General features: G+C 43.8%; 21 protein-coding genes. 11 read left to right on the forward strand and 10 right to left on the reverse strand.

The features are described 5' to 3' along the window. Positions 1–3: 3 nt before the first annotated feature. Genes sdhA through sdhC form a run of 3 tightly spaced genes read right to left on the reverse strand, consistent with a single transcriptional unit; the run spans position 4 to position 2,501 of the window. Entirely contained in the window at positions 4–1,770 is a 1,767-nt protein-coding gene (gene sdhA, locus R7Q41_RS18700; RefSeq protein WP_005382172.1) for a succinate dehydrogenase flavoprotein subunit, read from the reverse strand. Continuing rightward, positions 1,771–2,115: a succinate dehydrogenase, hydrophobic membrane anchor protein gene (gene sdhD, locus R7Q41_RS18705; protein ID WP_005382169.1), complete on the reverse strand. Its 345-nt coding sequence runs from the start codon at positions 2,113–2,115 to the stop codon at positions 1,771–1,773. After that, positions 2,109–2,501, reverse strand: a complete 393-nt coding sequence (gene sdhC / locus R7Q41_RS18710) for a succinate dehydrogenase cytochrome b556 subunit (RefSeq protein ID WP_017634811.1) — start codon at positions 2,499–2,501, stop codon at positions 2,109–2,111. Before sdhC ends, sdhD begins: the two co-directional genes overlap by 7 nt. 396 nt (positions 2,502–2,897) lie before the next feature. On the opposite strand from sdhC, the gene R7Q41_RS18715 reads away from it, so the two are divergent. Then, the gene (locus R7Q41_RS18715; RefSeq protein ID WP_005382163.1) at positions 2,898–4,187 is read left to right on the forward strand and encodes a citrate synthase; all 1,290 of its coding nucleotides are present in this window, start codon (positions 2,898–2,900) and stop codon (positions 4,185–4,187) included. 92 nt (positions 4,188–4,279) lie between these two features. On the opposite strand, the gene R7Q41_RS18720 is transcribed toward R7Q41_RS18715, so the two are convergent. Beyond that, positions 4,280–5,038, reverse strand: coding sequence for a Nif3-like dinuclear metal center hexameric protein (locus R7Q41_RS18720; protein WP_005382162.1), 759 nt, complete (start codon positions 5,036–5,038; stop codon positions 4,280–4,282). A 232-nt stretch (positions 5,039–5,270) separates the two neighbouring features. Between R7Q41_RS18720 and R7Q41_RS18725 the strand changes: the two genes are divergently transcribed. After that, positions 5,271–6,044 carry a DUF1853 family protein gene (locus R7Q41_RS18725; RefSeq protein WP_047102887.1) on the forward strand — a complete coding sequence of 258 codons (774 nt, stop codon included), beginning with the start codon at positions 5,271–5,273 and terminating at the stop codon, positions 6,042–6,044. 61 nt (positions 6,045–6,105) lie between these two features. On the opposite strand, the gene pgm is transcribed toward R7Q41_RS18725, so the two are convergent. Continuing rightward, entirely contained in the window at positions 6,106–7,752 is a 1,647-nt protein-coding gene (gene pgm / locus R7Q41_RS18730) for a phosphoglucomutase (alpha-D-glucose-1,6-bisphosphate-dependent) (protein WP_318144625.1), read from the reverse strand. Positions 7,753–7,844: 92 nt separating this feature from the next. Next, positions 7,845–8,387, reverse strand: a complete 543-nt coding sequence (gene seqA / locus R7Q41_RS18735; RefSeq protein ID WP_005382149.1) for a replication initiation negative regulator SeqA — start codon at positions 8,385–8,387, stop codon at positions 7,845–7,847. A 92-nt stretch (positions 8,388–8,479) separates the two neighbouring features. Here seqA and R7Q41_RS18740 point away from each other — a divergent pair, with 92 nt between their 5' ends. The 3 genes from R7Q41_RS18740 (at position 8,480) to fldA (ending at position 10,163) form a co-directional block, all read left to right on the forward strand. Further along, entirely contained in the window at positions 8,480–9,247 is a 768-nt protein-coding gene (locus tag R7Q41_RS18740; RefSeq protein ID WP_017819953.1) for an alpha/beta fold hydrolase, read from the forward strand. A 112-nt stretch (positions 9,248–9,359) separates the two neighbouring features. Next, positions 9,360–9,581, forward strand: a complete 222-nt coding sequence (locus R7Q41_RS18745; RefSeq protein WP_005393038.1) for a DUF2788 domain-containing protein — start codon at positions 9,360–9,362, stop codon at positions 9,579–9,581. 48 nt (positions 9,582–9,629) lie between these two features. Then, positions 9,630–10,163 (forward strand): flavodoxin FldA, encoded by a 534-nt coding sequence (fldA, locus tag R7Q41_RS18750; protein WP_005382146.1) that lies wholly within the window; start codon positions 9,630–9,632, stop codon positions 10,161–10,163. A 52-nt stretch (positions 10,164–10,215) separates the two neighbouring features. On the opposite strand, the gene R7Q41_RS18755 is transcribed toward fldA, so the two are convergent. Further along, a complete protein-coding gene (locus R7Q41_RS18755; RefSeq protein WP_047102889.1) occupies positions 10,216–10,719 on the reverse strand; it encodes a DUF4442 domain-containing protein in 504 nt (167 codons plus the stop codon). A gap of 200 nt (positions 10,720–10,919) precedes the next feature. On the opposite strand from R7Q41_RS18755, the gene fcrX reads away from it, so the two are divergent. Next, on the forward strand, positions 10,920–11,369 hold the full coding sequence (fcrX, locus tag R7Q41_RS18760; protein WP_005382141.1) for a ferric iron uptake transcriptional regulator FcrX: 450 nt from the start codon (positions 10,920–10,922) through the stop codon (positions 11,367–11,369). 222 nt (positions 11,370–11,591) lie between these two features. On the opposite strand, the gene glnS is transcribed toward fcrX, so the two are convergent. Both glnS and nagE read right to left on the reverse strand, forming a co-directional pair. Next, positions 11,592–13,262, reverse strand: a complete 1,671-nt coding sequence (gene glnS / locus R7Q41_RS18765; protein WP_005382124.1) for a glutamine--tRNA ligase — start codon at positions 13,260–13,262, stop codon at positions 11,592–11,594. Between the two features lie 276 nt (positions 13,263–13,538). Continuing rightward, positions 13,539–15,032 (reverse strand): N-acetylglucosamine-specific PTS transporter subunit IIBC, encoded by a 1,494-nt coding sequence (gene nagE / locus R7Q41_RS18770; protein ID WP_318144626.1) that lies wholly within the window; start codon positions 15,030–15,032, stop codon positions 13,539–13,541. A 489-nt stretch (positions 15,033–15,521) separates the two neighbouring features. Between nagE and nagA the strand changes: the two genes are divergently transcribed. From nagA to asnB, 4 genes are all read left to right on the forward strand, one after another. Beyond that, on the forward strand, positions 15,522–16,658 hold the full coding sequence (gene nagA, locus R7Q41_RS18775; RefSeq protein ID WP_318144627.1) for an N-acetylglucosamine-6-phosphate deacetylase: 1,137 nt from the start codon (positions 15,522–15,524) through the stop codon (positions 16,656–16,658). Between the two features lie 2 nt (positions 16,659–16,660). After that, positions 16,661–17,875: a DNA-binding transcriptional regulator NagC gene (gene nagC, locus R7Q41_RS18780; RefSeq protein ID WP_318144628.1), complete on the forward strand. Its 1,215-nt coding sequence runs from the start codon at positions 16,661–16,663 to the stop codon at positions 17,873–17,875. Between the two features lie 81 nt (positions 17,876–17,956). After that, positions 17,957–19,546, forward strand: a complete 1,590-nt coding sequence (locus R7Q41_RS18785; protein WP_005384981.1) for a cation:proton antiporter family protein — start codon at positions 17,957–17,959, stop codon at positions 19,544–19,546. A 230-nt stretch (positions 19,547–19,776) separates the two neighbouring features. Next, positions 19,777–21,441 (forward strand): asparagine synthase B, encoded by a 1,665-nt coding sequence (gene asnB, locus R7Q41_RS18790; protein WP_005384979.1) that lies wholly within the window; start codon positions 19,777–19,779, stop codon positions 21,439–21,441. A 115-nt stretch (positions 21,442–21,556) separates the two neighbouring features. On the opposite strand, the gene rfaH is transcribed toward asnB, so the two are convergent. Then, the gene (gene rfaH, locus R7Q41_RS18795; RefSeq protein WP_005382098.1) at positions 21,557–22,057 is read right to left on the reverse strand and encodes a transcription/translation regulatory transformer protein RfaH; all 501 of its coding nucleotides are present in this window, start codon (positions 22,055–22,057) and stop codon (positions 21,557–21,559) included. 333 nt (positions 22,058–22,390) lie between these two features. On the opposite strand from rfaH, the gene R7Q41_RS18800 reads away from it, so the two are divergent. After that, positions 22,391–23,779, forward strand: coding sequence for a peptide MFS transporter (locus R7Q41_RS18800; RefSeq protein WP_005382097.1), 1,389 nt, complete (start codon positions 22,391–22,393; stop codon positions 23,777–23,779). Positions 23,780–23,827 lie beyond the last annotated feature (48 nt).

Consider the following 23,827-nt stretch of genomic DNA (forward strand, 5'->3'; position numbering starts at 1 on the left):
CCTTTAGTATGTACGTACTTTCGGCGGGAAAGCTTCACGATGCGTTGGCGTCATGTTCACATCACGCTTAGTCATCGCTTCTGTTTCCGGATTGTAGATAGAGTGGCATAGCCAGTTCTCATCATCACGCTCAGGGAAATCGAAACGAGCATGTGCGCCACGACTCTCTGTACGGTAGTTCGCTGCAACGGCAGTTGAAAACGCGGTTTCCATCAGGTTATCAAGTTCTAGACACTCGATACGCTGCGTGTTGAACTCTGAAGACTTGTCCGCTAGATGCGCGTCTTTCAAACGTTCGCGAATCACTTTCAACTCTTCTAGACCGGTTGCCATCGCATCGCCTTCACGGAATACCGAGAAGCTGTTTTGCATGCATGCTTGTAGGTCTTTACGAATCTGAACTGGATCTTCACCACCAGTGCTGTTTTCCCAACGCATAGTACGCGCTAGAGACGCTTCAATATCAGATTCTGTTGCAGGACGAGCTTCTGCTTGCGCTGCTAGCGTTTCGCCAAGGTGCAAGCCAGTAGCACGACCAAATACGACCAAGTCTAGTAATGAGTTGCCGCCCAGACGGTTAGCACCGTGTACCGATACAGAAGCAATCTCACCACATGCGTAAAGGCCTTGTACTTCCATCTCGCTACCGTCGGCCTTCTGCTTAATTGCTTGGCCAGAGACTTGAGTAGGTACACCACCCATCATGTAGTGACAAGTTGGAATTACTGGAATTGGCTCTTTCACTGGGTCAACGTGTGCAAATGTACGAGACAGTTCACAGATACCTGGTAGACGTGATTCAAGTACTTCTTTACCAAGGTGATCAAGTTTCAACTTGATATGTGGACCCCAAGGACCATCACAGCCGCGGCCTTCACGAATTTCAATCATCATTGAACGAGCAACCACGTCACGACCAGCAAGGTCTTTCGCGTTTGGTGCGTAGCGCTCCATGAAGCGTTCACCATCTTTATTTAGAAGGTAACCACCTTCACCACGACAACCTTCCGTCACTAGAACACCCGCGCCAGCAATACCTGTTGGGTGGAACTGCCACATTTCCATGTCTTGCATTGGAACGCCTGCGCGAAGTGCCATACCAACGCCATCACCCGTGTTGATGTGCGCGTTAGTGGTCGATGCGTAAATACGACCTGCACCACCTGTAGCTAGAATGGTTGCTTTCGATTTGAAGTAACAGATTTCACCCGTTTCCATACAAATCGCAGTACAACCCATGATTGCGCCGTCTTGGTTTTTCACAAGATCCAAAGCGTACCACTCCGAGAAGATGGTTGTTTTGTGTTTTACGTTTTGCTGGTAAAGCGTGTGAAGAAGTGCGTGACCAGTACGGTCTGCAGCAGCGGCTGTACGAGCAGCCTGCTCACCACCAAACTCTTTAGATTGGCCACCGAATGGACGCTGGTATATGGTACCGTTATCAAAACGAGAGAATGGAAGACCCATTTTTTCAAGCTCGATAACTGACTCAGGACCATTTTTACACATGTATTCAATCGCGTTCTGGTCACCGATGTAGTCGGAACCTTTAACGGTATCGTACATGTGCCATTGCCAATCGTCTTTGTGCGAGTTACCCAGAGCAACGGTAATGCCGCCCTGTGCAGACACAGTATGAGAACGTGTTGGAAATACTTTTGACAACAAAGCACATGATAGGCCTTGCTCTGAAATTTGTAGTGCAGCGCGCATACCTGCACCACCAGCGCCGATTACTACGGCATCAAACTCACGAACTGGAATAGACACTTACGCACCCCACAGAATAAATAGACCAGAGAAGACATAGCCGAATAGCACGGCAATAACACCAAGTTGTAGTGCGCCACGTAGTTTCGCGCACTTAATGTAATCAGTTAATACTTGCCACAAACCAACCCAAGCGTGAATCAGGATCGAGACAAGTGCCAACATGGTGAATACTTTAGTGAAGGTACCACCAAAGAATTGGGTCCAAGATGCGTAAGAGATATCTGAAAATGCACAGAAGCTAATCAGATAAATCGTGTATAGCGTCATAATGATTGCAGTTGCACGAATTAGTAGGAAATCGTGTACACCATTACGACCAAATGAAGATACGTGTTTTACCATACCAAGATCCCCGCCAATAATGATAATACTGCTGTTGCACCAAACGCGACTTTAGCGCTCATCGTGCCTGAATCTAGTTCTTCAAAGTGACCTAGATCCATCAATAAGTGACGGATACCACCTGCGATGTGGTAGGCAAGTGCAGTAAGAATTCCCCACAGGATGAATTTTACGAAGAAGCTATCGACGATGTCAGCGGCTTCCATAAAACCCATTGGGGATGACAGAGAAATGGATAGTAACCACAGTAATATACCCACCGCAACAAACGTAATTACCCCAGACACACGGTGTAGGATGGATGCGATTGCTGTGATAGGAAAGTGGATGGTCTGTAAATCTAAATTAACAGGTCTTGACTTTCTTTCTTTCACGGGCTTGCTCACTCAGCTCCATTGAGCATTTATTGTTATAACCAATTTCAGCTTCCAAACGTACAAAAGTTAACATCTATTTAACAAATATCGCGAGTAACCACTCAGATAATTGTAAACAAGTTGTTAACAAACGGAATCCAGCAACAAACCTCACTCTTTGTTTCTAGCCCCGAATTTATAAGGATTTAACTAAAATTTTCTTTGCCAATATACGGCGAGCAACATTCTAATACAATTGGTGTAACAAATTATGCTACATAGAACAGATTTTTAACGATTTTCATGAGAAAAATCATAACAAGTGCACACAAAGATGGAGAAAAATTGACTTTAAGCTTTAACAACAGTACAAAAATGGCACATAAACATCCTGGACGGATTAAATAATAAACAAAGGAGATTGTTATGGCGGATAAGAAAGCGACCCTTCATGTTGAAGGTCAAGCGCCAATCGAACTGCCAATTATGGACGGTACGCTAGGTACACCTGTAATTGACGTTCGTAAGCTGGGAGCCAATGGTTACTTTACTTTTGACCCAGGTTTTCTTGCCACTGCATCTTGTGAATCATCAATCACGTACATCGATGGCGGCAAAGGTATTCTTTTGCACCGCGGTTTCCCGATTGATCAATTAGCCAATAACGCAGATTACTTAGAAGTATGTTACATCCTTCTTTATGGTGAAGCCCCTACCCGAGAACAATACGAGCAATTCAAAACGACCGTTACTCGTCACACAATGGTACACGAGCAAATCGCAAGCTTTTTCCATGGCTTCCGACGCGATGCTCATCCAATGGCGGTAATGTGTGGTGTAGTTGGAGCACTTGCAGCCTTCTATCACGACTCTCTTGACATTAACAACGACGAACACCGCGAAATTGCAGCGTACCGTCTGCTGTCAAAAATGCCAACACTGGCGGCGATGTGTTACAAATACTCTATCGGTCAGCCATTTATTTACCCTCGTAACGACCTTAGCTACGCAGAGAACTTCTTGCATATGATGTTCGCAAACCCTTGCGAAGAGTATGAAGTAAATCCTGTGGTTGCCCGTGCGATGGATAAGATTTTCACTCTACACGCGGATCACGAACAGAATGCGTCGACATCAACTGTTCGCCTAGCTGGCTCTTCTGGTGCGAACCCATTTGCATGTATTGCCGCTGGTATTGCATCCCTTTGGGGGCCTGCTCACGGTGGCGCAAACGAAGCCTGCTTGAGAATGCTAGAAGAGATTGGCAGCGTCGATAACATCCCTGAATATGTAGACCGCGCGAAAGACAAAGATGACCCATTCCGCTTAATGGGCTTTGGTCACCGCGTTTACAAGAACTACGACCCACGTGCGACAGTAATGCGCGAAACGTGTCATGAAGTTCTCAAAGAGCTAAACATTCAAGACCCTCTGCTAGACGTTGCAATGGAACTTGAGCGCATTGCACTTTCTGATGAGTACTTCGTGTCTAAGAAGCTGTACCCGAACGTAGACTTCTACTCAGGTATCATTCTTAAAGCGATTGGTATTCCAGTTTCTATGTTTACGGTTATCTTCGCGATTTCTCGTACCATCGGCTGGATTGCTCACTGGAACGAAATGCACAGCGATCCACTGAACCGCATCGGTCGTCCTCGTCAGCTATACACTGGCGAAACACAACGTGAGTTTTCTCCACTTCACGAACGTGAATGATCTTTTAGTACGAAGATAGACAAACAAAAGGGTTGAGATTTTCGTCTCAACCCTTTTTTCTTTTTTGCGTTTAACGTTATTAATGGAGAACGCTAAACCGGATTATCAATATCGATAAACTCCACATGTAGGCCATATTCATCCGCTAGCCATTTGCCTAAGGCCTGAACACCATAACGCTCAGTAGCATGATGACCTGCAGCAAAGTAATGAATGTCCATTTCACGAGCAGTATAAGTGGTGCGCTCTGAAATTTCTCCAGAGATAAATGCATCCAGCCCGTGCTGTACAGCAAGTTCAATGAAATCCTGCCCTCCACCAGTACACCAGCCGACTGTCTCAATCATCTTATCAGTATTCTCTGGAGCGATATGCAGAGGCTCTCTTTCAAGAACTTGGTTGATCTTACTCGCAAATTCAACACCAGACATCGGCTTTTTCAAGCGCCCAAACATAGCAACTGACTGAGGGTGCCCTTCAAGCCCACCTTCTACTTCGATTTCAAGTAAGCGAGCTAATTCAGCGTTGTTGCCTAGCTCTGGATGAATATCTAGAGGAAGGTGATAACCATATAAGTTGATATCATTTTTGATCAGGCTACGAATTCGTTTACCTTTCATGCCACGAATTGGCTCAGGCTCACCTTTCCAAAAATAGCCATGATGAACAAGCAATGCGTCTGCATTAAGCTCAATCGCTTTATCGATTAAGGCTTGAGAGGCGGTTACGCCAGTGATAACACGCTTTACCGCTGATTTCCCTTCTACCTGTAACCCATTTGGCGCGTAATCTTTAATTAACTGCGGTGACAGTTTGTCATTAAGAATCTGTTCTAGCTTTAAGTTATTCATTATTACTTCCAATTTCTAGCGCATGTAAACCTAAATAACCTCTCGATGGAATCAGACGAAAGAGTGCAACCTAGTTGATACAACAACGTTTTTGACATCTGGCACCTTGATATCATTTAGGTCTTTAAAGTGTATCTCGAACCCTAATATCGATGCTAGCCACCCTACCCTCAAAAGCAAATTTAGTTACAATAACAAAGCTTGTCGCCTCACCATAAATTTAGGGATACGGATGAACCAACTGCAACGCTTTTACCAATGGATCGCCACTTCACCTCCGCTTTTCAAGTTACGCCCTCCGTTTGCAACCTTAGAGGATCTTACGGTAACGCCTTTAAAGAACACTGAGCAATACAATGGTAATCCAAGATTGGGCTTTTTATATCAGCACTTATGCACTGCAGTTCTCTCTAGTTCAGAACGATATCAGGTTATCGCGGAAGAGGTTCAGTTAAACGACATCGAAGGTAAGACCATTGGTGCTATAGATTTGGTGTTGCGGAATACAGAATCAAATCAGATAGAACATTGGGAAGTGGCGATTAAGTTTTATCTTCTTTACAACGGCATTTGGTATGGCCCGAATGCTCACGACCAGTTACATGCGAAATTGGATAGAATGCTCACGCATCAACTGAAAATGAGCGATCGCCCGGAATTTCAAAAAATAATTCCTTTAAACGACTCTCCAGAAGAGCGCCTAATGATGCAAGGACGACTCTATATTAATCCGTTTACTCCAGAGCCAACTCCTAAGGAGTGCTTGGGTTATGAATTAAATCCAAGTCAGATTAGTGGTTACTGGTGCTATCAAAGTCAATGGGATTTAATTAGTAAACCCCTTTATCATTTACATAAACCATGCTGGGCGACCGGTACAGACGATTTCTCTCAACCTATTGAAAAGCCTTTAGATCGATTCATACACGCACAAACGGAAGACGGTCAATTCTGGTTTGTGGTACCAGATTCATGGCCCGGAGATAAAGCTGTTCGGGGCACTTAAACATGAAAGGGTTGATGTTTTCACATCAACCCTTTGCTAGATACATTGACCATTGGATGTTTTACAAACCAGCGGCTGCAAACACTTGATTAACGATCTCTTGTGCTTCTGCTTCGATTTGTTTTAGGTGCTCTTCACCTTTGAAGCTTTCACAGTAAATCTTGTAGATGTCCTCTGTGCCTGATGGACGAGCAGCGAACCAACCGTTAGCTGTCGTTACTTTAAGGCCACCAATCGCAGCACCATTGCCTGGTGCATGCGTTAGACGAGCAGTGATCTCATCACCTGCTAGAGTTTCAGCCGCAACCATTTCTGGTGACAACTTCTTCAATACGTCTTTTTGTGGGCCATTTGCTACAGCTTGAATACGGTTGTACTTCGACTCACCGTGCTTCGCCGCTAGCTCTTCATAGTAATCTTGTGGGTTCTTACCCGTTACCGCAGTGATCTCTGCTGCTAGAAGGCATAGCAAGATGCCATCTTTGTCTGTTGACCAAGGCGTGCCATCTTTACGAAGGAAAGACGCACCAGCACTTTCTTCGCCGCCGAAACCAAACTTACCAGTGTACAGACCGTCTACAAACCATTTGAAACCAACAGGCACTTCACATAGCTCACGACCTAGATCCGCAACAACACGGTCAATCAGCGCACTTGAAACTAGTGTTTTACCAACAGCGACATCTTTACCCCACGCGTCACGATGACGGTACAAGTAGTCAATACAAACGGCTAAGAAGTGGTTCGGGTTCATCAAACCTTTTGGCGTAACGATACCGTGACGGTCGTAGTCAGGATCGTTACCAAATGCTAAATCGTATTCGTCTTTCAGTGCCAATAGACCCGCCATTGCGTAAGGAGAAGAACAGTCCATACGCACAACGCCGTCTTTATCTAGCGACATGAATTGGAAAGAAGGATCGATCGATTCACTTACTAGCGTTAGGTCTAGGTTGTATGCCTGACCAATTTGACGCCAGTAATCGATACCGCTGCCACCCAATGGATCTACACCAATCTTCAGGTTCGCTTTTTGGATTGCTTCCATATCAATAACGTTCACCAGGTCATCGATGTATGGCTTCACCAAGTCCATCTCTACAAACAGATCCGATGCTTTTGCTTCTGCTAGTGGTAGGCGTTTAACACCTTGTAAACCTCCAGCAATCAATTCGTTCGCACGATCTTCGATAGCTTGAGTCAACTCAGCTTCTGCAGGACCACCATGTGTCGGATTGTATTTGATACCGCCGTCTTGTGGTGGGTTATGTGATGGGGTAATAACGATACCGTCTGCTTTTTCATCGTGTTTGATGTTGTAAGTCAGAATCGCGTGTGAAATACCCGGTGTTGGCGTGTAACCGTTGTCTTGTTGGACAATCACTTTCACACCGTTTGCAATCAGTACTTCAATCACACTTGAGAAAGCAGGCTCAGATAGCGCATGAGTGTCTTTACCCACAAACAACGGGCCAATTGTGCCTTGCTCAGAACGAACTTCTGCTACCGCTTGAGCGATCGCTAAAATGTGGTTTTCGTTAAAAGTGTACTTGTCTGCAGTACCGCGGTGGCCAGAAGTACCAAATTGAACTTTGTGTTCTGCGTTTGCCGCGTCTGGTTGAAGTAAGAAGTAGTTAGCAACGAGTGCTGGGATATTGTGAAGATCTTCCTGCTGCGCTTTTTGCCCAGCACGAGGGTGCATAGCCATGTTTGACATCCTTTCTTTCAATACAAATAAAATTAAAAAAGCCTCATAATATCCGCTCACTGCGACGCATTATGAGGCTTCTATCAGGTTTCTTAGATTGAACCTGTTACTTTTTCTATTAAGTCAGGTTGGAACCCCATGTGTGCCATCACTTGTTCAACCATCTGTCTTTTACGACTTGTATTGTTATTCGTGATAACCCAAAACGGTGTGCCAGGAATGGCTTTTGGCTTGGTCGTATTACCGTTTGCTAGCAAGGTTTCTTCATTATCTGCAAAGTACACGCGTTTGCGTCCTTTTACATTCGTAGCCTGGGCGAAACCTTCTGGATTCAATTTATGTAAGGTCGATAATACCAACATAAAGCGATCAATCGCTTTTTTTAGACCGGCAAACTCATCAGAAATAAGCAGCGAACGCATTTCTTTCACTACATCAACAGATTCCGTTTTACCCGCATCTTTACTTACTACAATCCCTTGTGGCTTCTCTACTACAGGCGCGGCTTTAGCTTCCTGCAACTGACCATCAAGGTTTAAAAGGCGTCGCAAAATATCCGAGGCGCTTTCACCGATATGCTTAGTTTGACTAGCTATATAACGGTATAGATCCTCATCAACCTCAATTGTTTTCATTCGCTTTTCACATTCTCAATGTTTAAACTCTGGGGGATTATAACGAGATCCACGCGGATACTCCACGTTAAACCCATCACGAATAAGATAAAATGTCAGCATTACTCAACTATAAGCAGGAAGGCCAAGGCCAAACAGTTGTTTTGATTCACGGATTGTTTGGTAGTTTAAGTAATCTGGGTCTACTCGCCCGCGATCTTATTAAAGATCACACGGTGATCAGTATTGATCTGAGAAATCACGGCCTCTCTTTCCACTCCGAAGTCCATAACTATACCGATATGGCAAAAGATGTGGCTCAGCTCCTTCAGCACTTAAACGTTGAGCCATCTATTGTTATTGGTCACTCCATGGGCGGAAAAGTCGCGATGGCTCTTGTGGACATTGCGCCAAATGTAGTCAAGCAGTTAGTGGTTCTCGACATGGCGCCTGTTGCCTACACTACGAACCGTCACGATAATGTTTTTAACGGCTTACATGCTGTTATTAATGAAAAACCAGCAAATCGACAGCAAGCCATGGATATCCTAGCTCAACATATTGAACTCGATGGTGTAAGACAATTTCTCTCTAAATCACTGTACAAAAATGGCGATAAGATGGATTGGCGGTTTAATGTACCGAGCCTTTTTGAGAATTATGACCAAATTATTGGCTGGCAAGAAATCACACCAACAGATATCCCAACTTTGTTTATCAAAGGCGGCGACTCTGACTACTTAATGCCAGAACATCAGCCAGCAGTGAAGCGACAATTTAACCATGCTAAAGCACACATTATCGCTGGCACTGGTCACTGGTTACACGCCGAGAAACCGACAGAAGTAATGAGAGTCATTCGAAAATACATTTCGAGTTAACAAATTCGAAAAGCAACACTAGATTATTGAAATAACCCTTCTTGTAGTGCATTAACTTTACCGTTTAACAGTGGTATAGTGCGCCCAAGATTTTTCGGCATGAAGGGCTAAAATGCTTTACGACTATATGGATATGCTCGAGTCTATTGGACTCGATCTTCTTTTTGCTGCTATCTTTTTTTTCATCGGGATGGCGATAAAAGATGTGCTAAAGCAAGGCAATGTACCTGTTTTTGGTCGTCGTATTGTGTGGTTAGTCCTTTTCCTAGGCTGTGCTGGCTTTATTGCAAAAGGTGTAATTCAGCTAACTTGGGAAGGCTCAGGGTTAGGTTAAACCCTTAGTAGCATCGCCAATAACAAACAATGTAAAGGTATAGACTCTATGGCAAGTGTAGGTATCTTCTTCGGTAGCGACACAGGTAATACTGAAGCCGTTGCAAAGATGATTCAAAAGCAACTAGGTAAACATCTAGTTCACGTTCAAGACATCGCGAAAAGCAGCAAAGAAGACATTGATAACTTCGATCTTCTTCTTCTAGGTATCCCAACTTGGTACTACGGCGAAGCACAATGTGATTGGGATGACTTCTTCCCTGAACTTGAGCAAATCGACTTCTCTACTAAGCTAGTGGCTATCTTTGGCTGTGGCGACCAAGAAGACTACGCAGAATACTTCTGTGACGCGATGGGCACAGTCCGTGATATCGTTGAATCTAAAGGCGGCACAATTCTTGGCCATACCTCGACAGAAGGCTACGAATTTGAAGCGTCTAAAGCACTTGTTGAAGGTGACGAAAGCCAATTCGTAGGTCTATGTATTGATGAAGACCGCCAACCAGAATTGACTGACGAGCGTGTTGAAAGCTGGGTTAAACAGATCTATGAAGAGATGTGTTTAGCTGAGCTAGAAGGCTAATCAAATTGAATGATGCAAAGACCTCCACTTGGAGGTCTTTTTGTATGTATTGTCACACAGCATCGGTAAGTACTTCCTTTTCGCGATACTGAGGTTTCTTTCTTACATAAAGCTTGCGTTGAACCTCTGAAACCACATTCCCCTGTTTATCTTTTACATGAGTAATAAACTCAGGAAAGCACTTTTCTCCATTCCGTGTCATTTGATAAATGTTTTCCAGCATCCCTTCAGTGACCTCAAATTCTGCAAACAAATCACTTTGCCCCGGCTTAATAAAGTTAATGCTTGCCTCTTTATCCCACACATAATATTCCTCTCGTAGAATCCCCATCAGCATCAACGAGTAAATAGGATCAGTTAAAGAGAAAATACTGCCGCCATATTGGGTGCGATTGGCATTTTTATTCCACCAGCGAAGCTTTAAACGTACCTTTACAGTACGGAAGTCTTGAGAAATATGTAAGATTTTAATACCCGCCCCCCAAAAAGGAGGCCAAATATTGAGTGCGAACTTTACAATTCCTGGTTTGTATATCTTCGCTAGTCGCCTATTCATCGCTATCCCTGCCCTCTCCAAGCTTAATGTTACACAATTGTAACTGGTCAGAGCTGTAATATAATGGACCTGTTTCTAATTTACAAAAAGATTCTATTAACCCTTTGAAGTTCGTGGTTTAATGTTCCGAACGCTTATCCTATAATGGTAGGAAGATTGAATTCTGTTAAATCGCTGCAGATGATCCAACGGGAAAGTATATGTCAGATAATAATCAGGCGCTGAAGGATGCGGGTTTAAAAGTAACCCTTCCGAGGCTAAAAATTCTAGAAGTACTTCAGCAGCCAGACTGCCAGCACATCAGTGCTGAAGATTTGTACAAAAAGTTGATTGATCTAGGTGAAGAAATTGGCCTAGCAACTGTTTACCGAGTTCTAAACCAGTTCGACGATGCTGGTATTGTAACTCGTCACCACTTTGAAGGTGGAAAGTCAGTCTTCGAATTATCGACTCAACATCACCACGACCACCTAGTGTGCCTAGACTGTGGTGAGGTAATTGAATTTTCTGACGATCTTATTGAAGAACGTCAAAAAGAGATTGCAGCTAAGTACAATGTCACACTAACAAACCACAGCTTATACTTGTACGGCAAGTGTAGCGATGGTGGTTGTAAAGACAATCCAGATGCACACAAACCGAAAAAATAAGGGTTTGTTAATTTAAAAAGTAAACGTCAGCACATGCTGGCGTTTTTTGTTTCTAGAAGTCAGTACCTTAGACGTCAGTACTTTGGTTACAGAACAAAAGCTACTAAACACCCATCTTTTTTCTCCACAGTTTTGCACATCTATATAGCACTCTGTGGGATTAGGTATAAAAAATGCCAGCGTTTGCTGGCATTTTTTCATCGTTCTCAGCATTAATTGAGATTATTGATTCTCAATTTTTGCCCAGGTATCACGTAGACCAACCGTGCGGTTGAATACTAGATTATCTGCTGAAGAGTCTTTAGAGTCTGCACAGAAGTAACCCATACGTTCAAACTGGTAACCTTTTTCTGCTTCTGCAGAAGCTAGGCTAGGCTCGACGAAGCCATTGATCACAACTAATGATTCAGGGTTGATAGTAGAAGCAAAATCTTCCGCTGCGCCTGGGTTTGGCACCGTAAATAAACGATCGTACAGACGAATTTCCGCTGGAAGAGCTTTATCAGCTGACACCCAATGAATAACGCCTTTCACTTTACGACCATCTGCTGGGTTTTTACCTAGCGTATCTGCATCGTAAGAACAGAAGATCGTTGTGATGTTGCCTTCGGCATCTTTTTCAACGCGCTCAGCTTTGATCACGTAAGCACCACGTAAACGAACTTCTTTACCTAGCACTAAACGCTTGTACTTTTTGTTCGCTTCTTCACGGAAGTCTTCACGCTCAATCCACAATTCACGCGTGAATGGCACTTCACGCACGCCCATTTCAGGTTTATTTGGGTGGTTGGCAACTGTCAAGTTTTCTACTGCGCCTGCTTCAAAGTTTTCGATAACAACTTTAACAGGATCCAGTACAGCCATTGCACGCGGAGCGTTCTCGTTTAGGTCATCACGAATACAAGATTCTAATGAACTAAACTCGATCATATTTTCTTGCTTCGTTACACCAATACGCTTACAAAACTCACGAATAGATGCAGGTGTGAAGCCACGACGACGCAGACCTGAGACAGTCGGCATACGTGGATCATCCCAACCATTAACCAGTTTTTCAGTAACTAGCTGGTTAAGCTTACGCTTAGACATCACTGTGTATTCAAGGTTTAAACGACTGAACTCGTATTGATGTGGACGGCTTTCGATCGTGATGTTGTCTAGAACCCAATCGTACAGACGACGGTTATCCATGAATTCAAGCGTACAAATAGAGTGCGTAATGCCTTCTAATGCATCAGAAATACAGTGCGTAAAGTCGTACATTGGGTAAATGCACCACTTATCACCAGTTTGGTGGTGCGTAGCAAAACGCACACGGTATAAAACTGGATCGCGCATGACCATGAATGAAGAACCCATGTCGATTTTAGCACGAAGACACGCTTTACCTTCTTCAAATTCACCAGCGCGCATTTTTTCAAACAACGCCAAGTTCTCTTCAACAGAACGGTCACGGTATGGACTTGGTTTACCTGGCGCCTTTAGTGTGCCGCGGTATTCACGAATTTGCTCTGGACTTAGCTCATCTACGTACGCTAAGCCTTTGTTAATCAATTCAATTGCATATTCGTAAAGCTTATCGAAGTAGTTTGATGAGTAACATACTTCACCACTCCACTCAAAGCCCAACCAGTTTACATCTTTCTTGATAGACTCAACGTATTCGATGTCTTCTTTTTCAGGGTTTGTATCGTCGAAACGCAGATTACATTGACCCTGGTAGTCCTGAGCAATACCGAAGTTCAAACAGATAGACTTAGCATGACCGATATGCAGGTAGCCATTTGGCTCCGGCGGGAATCGAGTATGCACGCTAGTGTGTTTACCATCCGCTAGATCTTTATCAATGATCTGGCGAATAAAGTTTGATGGACGAGCATCAGCTTCACTCATCTATAGCACCTCAAAAATATTAGTATTGTCAGAGAAAACGGAACCCTGTATCCAAGTATGGTTTCACAGAGTACATTGTTCCTAATGATCCACAATTCTAAGCAATTAGACAACAAGAACTCGCTCTAAAACGACAATATTTATCGAGTTGGCGTGAAAGCAAAGCAGATTCAAAGGGCCTAAACGAAAAAAGGCCTCCTGCGGAGGCCTTTTGCGATGTTGTAGTATCAATTGTTTGCAATACCAATAACAAACAATCGCACCACTATTAAACAGTTAAGCTGGTAACTGAACACCACTTAAGTCTTCATCTTTAGATACATTCTTCATCTCACCAGCAACAATCTCTGCTAGTGGACCAAGGATAACTTGTAGGTTGTTTGTACCTAGCTTCACAACTCCCATAGCTCCAAGATCTTTCAGAGTTTTCTCATTGATAATGCTCATATCTTTCACAGAAAGGCGCAAACGAGTAATACAGGCATCGATAGAACTTAGGTTGTCATGACCGCCAAGTGCTTTCAAGTACTGACGAGCAAGCTCTGAAGAATTGCTTGATCCAGCCACGTTAGATGAAGCTTCTTCATCATCTTCACGTCCCGGTGTTTTAAGGCCAAACTTAACAATCACGGTACGGAACACGAAGTAGTAAACCGCAAAGAAACCAAGACCTTGTACAATGAGCATGTACCAGTTTACCGCTAGCGGGTTACGAGTTGACAATACTAAGTCGACTAAACCAGCAGAGAAACCGAAACCTGCAATCCACTGCATTGATGCCGCGATATAAACTGATAGACCAGTCAGCGCTGCGTGAAGAACGTACAGTCCTGGAGCAAGGAACATGAATGCAAATTCAAGTGGTTCTGTTACACCTGTAAAGAATGAAGCAAACGCAGCTGCAATCATGATAGATGCCACTTTCTCTTTATTCTTTGATTTCGCAGTATGGTACATCGCTAGAGCAGCGCCTGGTAAACCAAACATCATGATTGGGAAGAAGCCCGCTTGGTACATCCCCGTAACACCAACCGTTGCCGTGCCTTCAGCTAATGATTTCGCACCGCCAAGGAAGTTTGGAATGTCATTAATACCAGCAACATCAAACCAGAACACTGAGTTTAGTGCATGGTGCAGACCAACAGGAATTAGAAGACGGTTGAAGAATGCGTAAACACCTGCACCTGCTTCACCCATACCTTGAATGCTTTCACCAAAACTTACCAGACCGCCGTAAACTGATGGCCAAACGTACATCAGGATGAACGCAATAACGATACCAGCAAAAGACGTTAGGATCGGTACAAGACGCTTGCCAGAGAAAAACGCCAGTGCTTTGTGCAGCTCTACGTGAGAAAAACGGTTGTACAACTCAGCAGAAACAATACCAACCAAGATACCGACGAACTGGTTATTGATTTTACCAAATGCAGCAGGTACTTCACTTGGGTCAATGCCTTGAATTTGTGATACTGCACCAGGGGCCAAAAGCGTTGTGACAACGAAGAAGCCCACGAAGCCTGAAAGTGCAGCGGCGCCATCTTTGTCTTTAGACATTCCGTAAGCAACACCAACAGCGAACAATACTGACATGTTGTCAATGATCGCTGCACCAGCTTTAATAAGAAATGCAGCAAGTGCACTGTTTGCGCCCCAGCCATTTGGGTCGATCCAGTAGCCAATACCCATGAGTATTGCTGCTGCAGGAAGTGTGGCAACCGGCACCATAAGCGCCTTACCCACCTTCTGGAAGTATCCGAGAATGTTCACCTTAAGTTCCCCCTATAGGATTAGATGTTATGTTGAATGACTTATTTCAGCCGTCCAATTTAGTCATCCTAAGTTTATGATATTAATTTTGCTCCGCAAATTAAAAGCTCACCGTTTGTGATCATAATCACCACAATTTGCCCTTTCGGAAGGTTTTTGCTAGCGAGATCATAAAACTTATTTTATTATACAAAAAAATGGCGTTTTAAAGATAATATTCTCGCACTTTATGCAAGGCAGAATCAGTGTTATTTTGGTATCTAGGCGGGTAAATCACTGTAACTTTGCTCTGAAAAAGAATCATAAAAAACCATACAATTATTACTTTTCAGTTAGTTACTATGACAATAACATCGATAAAACGCGACTTGCTGTATGTGACTCGTTATCTAATTCAGTGATACAAACTAAGTACCCATATGACTGAAGCAGTCTCTACTTAGATAACGATATAGAAATTGAATTCTCATCTATAAGGACTAGCTGACTATGTACGCGCTAAGTAACTGTAAAATTTATACCGGTAGTGATGTTCTTACCGATCATGCGGTCATCATCGAAAACGATCTTATTCAATCTATTGTGCCGGTTTCTGAGCTACCTCAAAACATCGAAGTAAAAGACCTTGCAGGCGCTAGTCTAAGTCCAGGCTTTATCGATCTGCAGTTGAACGGTTGTGGCGGTGTAATGCTAAACGATGCAATTACCCCTGAAACCATGCAAATCATGCACCAGGCAAACCTCAAATCTGGCTGTACTAGCTTCCTGCCAACACTCATTACGTCATCTGATGAAGATATGCGAACTGCAATTGCCGCAGCTCGTGAGTACCACAACAAGTATCAAAATCAATCGCTTGGTTTACACCTCGAAGGTCCTTACCTTAACGTCGCGAAAAAAGGCATCCATAACGTCGATTTTATTCGCCCATCAGACGAAAGCATGATCGACCTTATCTGCGCAAACGCCGATATCGTAGCGAAAGTAACACTAGCACCTGAGCATAACGACCCAGAGCATATTGCGCGATTAAAGGCTGCTGGCATCGTGGTTTCAATTGGCCACACAAATGCAACCTACGCCGAAGCACGTAAAAGCTTTGAAGCAGGCATTACTTTTGCTACACACCTCTTTAATGCAATGACACCAATGGTTGGTCGTGAACCAGGAGTTGTTGGTGCAATTTACGATACTCCTGACGTATATGCTGGCATTATTGCTGATGGTTTTCACGTCGACTACGCAAACATCCGAATTGCTCATAAAATCAAAGGTGAAAAGCTTGTTTTGGTGACGGATGCCACAGCTCCAGCAGGTGCTAACATTGATCACTTTATTTTTGTCGGTAAGAAAGTATATTACCGAGATGGTAAGTGTGTTGATGAAAATGGCACGCTAGGCGGCTCAGCTTTGACAATGATTGAAGCAGTTCAGAATTCAGTTGAGCACGCGGGGATCGCTTTAGACGAAGCTCTACGAATGGCCACGTTATACCCAGCAACAGCAATTGGTGTTGAGGATCGCCTTGGCCGAGTTCGAAAAGGGATGGTTGCAAACCTGACTATTTTCGATCGTGACTTTAAAGTAAAAGCGACGGTTGTTAACGGACAATACGAGCAAAATTAAGCATGAATGGCGGACAGATTGGTAATGTAGATTTAGTAAAACAGCTTAACAGCGCTGCGGTATATAGGCTGATTGATCAGCAAGGTCCTATCTCCCGTATTCAAGTCGCGGACGTGAGTCAGCTCGCGCCTGCTAGTGTTACCAAAATAACCCGCCAACTTTTAGAGCGCGGCCTTATTAAGGAGGTCGCCCAACAAGCTTCAACTGGTGGTCGTCGTGCGATCTCTTTGACTACTGAAGTCAAACCTTTTCATTCGATTGCCGTTCGCTTAGGTCGAGATTACGTACAGTTCAGTTTATACGATTTAGGTGGTACCGCGCTGGCAGAAGATCAGCATGAACTGCACTACACTAACCAAGCAGACTTAATCGCAGGACTTATCGATTTATTAAAAGATTTCGTAAGCCGTTGCGAAGACAAAATTGATCAACTCATCGCTATCGGCATCACTTTACCGGGCCTTGTTAACCCAACAACTGGCGTGGTCGAATACATGCCTAATACCGATATCGATAATCTTGCTCTCGGTGAAATTGTTGGAGAGAAGTTTAATACAGCATGCTTTGTTGGCAACGACGTACGTGGCATGGCGTTGGCTGAGCACTACTTTGGAGCAAGCCAAGACTGCCAGGATTCTATTTTGGTTAGCGTCCACCGCGGTACTGGCGCAGGTATTATCGTTAACGGCCAGGTTTTTCTTGGTTTTAACCGCAACGTCGGTGAAATTGGTCATATCCAAATTGACCCGCTTGGTGAGCAATGCCAATGTGGAAACTTTGGCTGTTTAGAAACCGTAGCTGCAAACCCAGCGATTATTCAACGAGTGAAGCAACTGATTACTCAAGGATACGAATCAAGCTTAACCGACCTTGAAAACATCACAATTGAAGCGGTATGTCAGCACGCAATGAATGGTGATGAACTTGCGAAACAGAGTTTAGTGCGAGTGGGCAACCAGCTAGGTAAAGCGATTGCGATTACGGTTAACTTATTTAATCCACAGAAAATTGTAATTGCTGGCGATATTACTGCAGCACAAGATATTGTTTTCCCTGCAATTCAACGCAACGTAGAGAATCAATCTCTTAAAACTTTCCATAACGACCTCCCTATCGTGGCTTCTCACATTGATAAGCAGCCAGCGATGGGCGCATTTGCGATGATTAAACGCGCTATGCTAAACGGAGTTTTGTTACAAAAGTTACTGGAAGACTAAGTTTATACAACCAATTGAGTTACAATCTCGGGCTGTGTTTTCACAGCCCGTTTTTGTATATCAGGAATACAGCTCAACAGTATGGAAATTATTCTAATTACAGCCGCTTTTTTAGCTGGTTTTATTGCGCTTAAATGCAGCCTCCCTCCCCTCGTTGGTTTTCTACTAGCTGGATTTGGCTTGCATGCATTTGGTTACCAAAGCAATGACGTTATTGTCACTCTCGCAGATCTTGGTGTTACTCTTCTTCTGTTTACTATTGGACTCAAACTCGATGTAAAAACCCTGCTGTCCAAAGAAATATGGGGAGGGGCAACCGCCCACAACATACTCTCTACCGCGTTTTTTGCCCTAGCGTTATCCGGCTTAAAACTACTGGGCTTGACTTCGCTAGCCAGTATGGACGGCAGCCAAATCCTGCTTTTAGCTTTTGCACTATCGTTCTCTAGTACCGTTTTTGCCGTAAAAGCATTGCAAGAAAAAGGCGAAATGAACGCGACCTACGGCACACTCGCGATCGGTATCTTGGTTATGCAAGATATTTTTGCCGTAGTATTCCTGACTGCTTCAACCGGAAAAGTCCCAGAATGGTATGCCATCGGTTTGTTCGCACTGCCTTTCCTTCGTCCCCTATTCTATAAGCTGCTCGATAAAGTTGGCCACGGCGAAATGCTGGTGCTATTCGGTATTTTCTTCGCGCTTGTTGTCGGTGCTGGGCTATTCGAGTTGGTCGGGATGAAACCAGACTTGGGCGCGCTAATTTTAGGCATGCTACTCGCAGGTCACCCAAAAGCCTCAGAACTATCCAAGTCATTATTCAATATGAAGGAGCTCTTTTTAGTCTGCTTCTTTTTGAACATTGGTTTATCCGCCTCATTGAGCGTGAATGGCGTCGTTCTCGCCCTGCTATTTATCTTACTGCTACCAATCAAAGGACTCTTGTACTTCGTCACTATTAATCATTTTAAGTTTCGAGTACGTACCTCTTTGCTCGCCTCTTTATCACTATTTAACTACAGTGAGTTTGGTCTTATTGTTGCTGGGTTGGCCTATAAAATGGGCTGGATGCCAAGTGATATGCTTGCTGCGATTGCGGTTGCGGTGTCGGTATCCTTTGTAATTTCCGCGCCACTTAACCGCCTTAGCCATAAAATTTATCAACATTCAGGTAAGTGGCTGCAAGAGACAGCGGTAGAAAAGCTCAATCAACGCGACCAACTCATCAACCCAGGTCATGCCCAAGTATTGATCTTAGGTATGGGGCGTATTGGGACGGGCGCTTATGATGAGCTACGCTCACGCTATGGCAAAATTTCATTGGGTATAGAAATTCGTGAAGACGCTGCACATCATCATCGTTCAGAAGGAAGAAATGTTATTTCTGGTGATGCCACCGACCCGGATTTCTGGGAGCGAATTTTAGATACAGGTCATGTAAAACTGGTTCTGCTTGCAATGCCACATCATCAAGGTAACCAAACAGCACTTGAGCAGCTTAAACGCAGAAAATATAAGGGGCAAATTGCCGCTATCGCCGAATACCCAGATCAATTGGAAGGCTTACTTGAAAATGGCGTTGACGCAGCATTCAATATTTATAGTGAAGCTGGTAGCGGTTTTGCTCGACACGTCTGTAAACAACTTCAACCTAAATTCACACCAATTAAATAAGCAACAGCACTGATATTTTTCGGAAGGCTTTCTATTGATAGAAAGCCTTTTTTGTATAGTTTTTATACCAAACCTTGATCTCATTCACCAAAACAACGGTTGAGTTAAATATTTTCCATACAACAAGGCCTTTTATCATTTTTTTAATCACAAAACGTTGCTTTTTTTATTAGTAATGGCAAATTTAAACCATACCGATTAGAAATTGTTTAGTTTAGTAAGGATGTAGTATGTGTTCAGTATTTGGCATTTTAGACATTAAAAGCGATGCAGCCGCATTGCGCCCTATCGCATTAGAGATGTCGAAAAAACTTCGTCACCGTGGCCCAGACTGGTCTGGGATTTACTCTTCAGAGCGTGCTATTTTAGCGCACGAGCGCTTGGCGATTGTTGGTCTAAATAGTGGTGCACAGCCGCTATACAGCCCTGATAAGAAGCTCATCCTTGCCGTCAATGGTGAAATCTACAACCATAAAGAAATTCGTGCTCGTTACGAAGGAAAGTACGAATTTCAAACCGATTCAGACTGTGAAGTCATTCTTGCACTTTACCAAGATATGGGGGCAGATCTCCTTGAAGAACTAAACGGTATTTTCGCTTTTGTTCTCTACGACGAAGAAAAAGATGAGTATTTAGTCGGCCGTGACCATATTGGTATTATCCCTCTTTATCAAGGTCACGATGAGCATGGTAACTACTATGTGGCATCAGAGATGAAGGCTCTTGTTCCAGTATGTAAAACAGTAAGTGAATTCCCTCCTGGTAGCTACTACAGCTCTAAAGATACTGAGCCAACACGTTACTATGTTCGTGACTGGAACGAGTACGCAGCAGTACAAGGTAACAGCACTAGCAAAGAAGAATTGACTGAAGCGCTAGAAGCGGCTGTTAAACGCCAACTAATGACTGACGTGCCTTACGGTGTACTTCTTTCAGGCGGTCTAGATTCTTCTATTACATCTGCGGTAGCAAAACGCTTTGCAGCGATGCGTATTGAAGATGATGAAAAGTCTGAAGCTTGGTGGCCTCAACTGCACTCTTTTGCTGTTGGCCTAGAAGGCGCGCCTGACCTGAAAGCCGCTCGCGAAGTTGCCGACCAAATTGGTACCGTTCACCACGAAATGACGTACACGATTCAAGAAGGTTTGGACGCGATTCGTGACGTGATTTACCACATTGAAACGTATGACGTGACGACTATCCGCGCATCAACACCTATGTTCTTAATGGGTCGTAAGATCAAAGCGATGGGTATCAAGATGGTATTGTCTGGTGAGGGCGCTGACGAAATCTTTGGTGGCTACCTTTACTTCCACAAGGCGCCAAACGCGAAAGAGTTCCACGAGGAGACAGTGCGTAAACTGCTTGCTCTGAACATGTTCGACTGTGCTCGTGCTAACAAGTCGCTGGCAGCATGGGGAGTTGAAGGACGCGTACCTTTCCTAGATAAAGAGTTCATAGATGTAGCAATGCGCTTGAACCCAGCAGACAAGATGTGTGGCAACGGTAAAATGGAGAAACACATCCTTCGTGAGTGCTTCGAGCACTACCTGCCAGAATCGATCGCATGGCGTCAAAAAGAGCAATTCTCTGATGGCGTTGGCTACAGCTGGATCGATACGCTGAAAGAAGTCGCGGAACAGAAAGTGACAGACCAGCAGATGGAAACAGCTCAATATCGATTCCCATACAACACGCCAACGACAAAAGAAGGCTACGTGTACCGTGAAATCTTTGAAGAGTTATTCCCACTTCCATCAGCAGCAGAGTGTGTACCAGGAGGCCCTTCAGTAGCGTGTTCTTCAGCGAAGGCGATTGAATGGGATGAATCGTTCCAAAACTGTGTTGACCCATCAGGTCGTGCAGTACAGACCGTTCACAACGACTCATACTAATTCTCTACGATAAAGATAAGGGTCGGTTCGTCCAACCCTTTTAAAACAGACAGAAAATTAGATACGATCAAAAAGAGGTGCTTTTGCACCTCTTTTTATGTTTGATGGAATTAGGCTATTTTAAATCTAAATCACTATTGTCTATGCTGACAGGCACACGCTTGGTGATCATCTGAACTAGCATAATTGAGCGTTTCTCACCATCTTGTTCTTGGAAGATGGCATCTATGCCCGCAAATTGACCGCTTTTAACTCTAATTTGATCGCCTGGTTTTGGCATACATTCAGAAACGGTATTGTCATTACAACACTTTTCTAGCTGCATCAATTCGAAGACCAAGTCACCTTGAACTTCTTTCGGTTGAGCACCAAAACGCACAAAGTCAACAACACCTCGAGTAGAGCGGACTGAGGTGAAGTTTGGCCCTTGCTCATAATCAAAGTAAGCGAATACGTAACAAGGAAACAGCGGTTCCTCGACTTTTTGTCTTTTACCGCGCAAAATCTTCTCAACTTCTACAGTTGGATAAAAGCACTCTACACCTTGATTTTCAAGGTGTTGTTTCGCCCTAACCTGCTCCCCACGTTTACAATAAAGTAGATACCAACGTTTCATCTTTTTACTAGCCAATTCTATTTTGTTTTTATCCTAGCATTAAGCCAAAGTTGAGTCATTGATATTCAGTTTATCTATAAAAGTATGATTATACATCGCTCGCATTAACGACATTTTTCAGCAACTTACGATAAAGAAGTCCATAGGCAAAAATGGAAATTAAGTTTGTAACACAACCAATACACCATCATATAATCTGCAAATCCAATCAAAAACAGCCACTTAACAAACAAAAATAGTTGAATGGCAAAATTTTATTATTTGTCACTCGTTGAATTGCATTGTATACGTAGAAGTCGTTAAAAAATGTAATAACTATTATTAGAAGAGCTTATGTCAAACCAACATCAATATTTTGGTCATCCGCGTGGCCTGTTCTTATTGTTCGGTACAGAACTGTGGGAACGCTTTTCTTACTACGCAATGCGTGCCATTCTCGTGCTTTACCTTACTGATACAACAATGAATGGCGGCCTTGGCTGGTCAACCAAAGACGCATTAGACCTATACGGCATATACACAGGGCTTGTGTATATCACGCCTCTTATCGGTGGTTACCTAGCAGATAACTATTTAGGTCAACGTCGCTCAATTTTGCTTGGTGGCGCGTTAATGGCCATCGGCCAGTTTACTCTTGCACTTCCTGCTGATGCTTTAGGTATTGGTTCGCTACACAGTTTCTATTTAGGTCTTGGCCTACTTATCACTGGTAACGGTCTCTTTAAGCCAAATATCTCAACCATGGTTGGCGACCTTTATCAAGAAGGTGACAACCGTCGTGACGGCGCATTCACTATCTTTTATATGGGTATCAACTTAGGTGCATTACTTGCCGGCGTCGTTTCTGGCTCTGTGACAACCTCTTACGGTTGGAAAGCTGGCTTTGTTGCCGCTGGTGTGGGTATGCTGGTTAGCCTAGTGATGCAAATGGTACTGGCTCAATCATGGCTTGGTGATATTGGTCGCGAACCAGCGGCGAAACGAGATCTAAACAACAAAAACGCCACCACGAAGCAGCCACTCACCAAAGAAGAAGTGAATCGACTAAAAGTAATTCTGGTCATGAGCTTATTCACTATTGTCTTCTGGGCAGGCTTTGAACAAGCTGGTGGTCTGATGAACATCTACACTCAACAATATACTGATCGCATGATTGGTGGTTTCGAAGTTCCTGCTGCGTGGTTCCAATCACTAAACCCATTTTTCATTATTACTCTAGCGCCAGTTCTGGCTGTCCTTTGGGTAAAATTGGGTAAACGTGAACCTACTTCGCCAGTGAAATTTGCGATGGCACTATTTTTCTTGGCGATTGGTTTCCTTTGTATGGTTGGCGCAGTGCTAGAACAAGGTGGAGATACAACAGTAAAAACATCGATGTTATGGTTGGTCGGCGCTTTCTTCTTCCACACATTAGGCGAGCTGTGTTTATCACCAATTGGTCTTTCATTGGTGACTAAATTAGCACCGCTTCGCTTAGCTTCACTTATGATGGGTGCATGGTTTGGCTGTAATGCGATTGCTAACTATGTTGCGGGCTATGTGGGTTCTCACGTAGGCGAGTTAGGCGCTATGGCTATCTTTAGTGGTATTGCGGTCAGCGCAACCGTAAGTGGCGTAATTTTGCTCCTATTCTCTAATACACTCGTTCGCTGGATGCATGGCGCTGAAAATACGCACAGCACGGCAGAGCAAGTAGAAGAGCAGCAAGTACAAGTTGCTTGATCGCTCAACTAAACGTAGAAAGGGTCGCTATTGCGACCCTTTTTTGTA

The organism is Vibrio sp. 2096 (genome assembly GCF_033339595.1).
Classification (GTDB): Bacteria; Pseudomonadota; Gammaproteobacteria; order Enterobacterales; family Vibrionaceae; genus Vibrio; species Vibrio alginolyticus.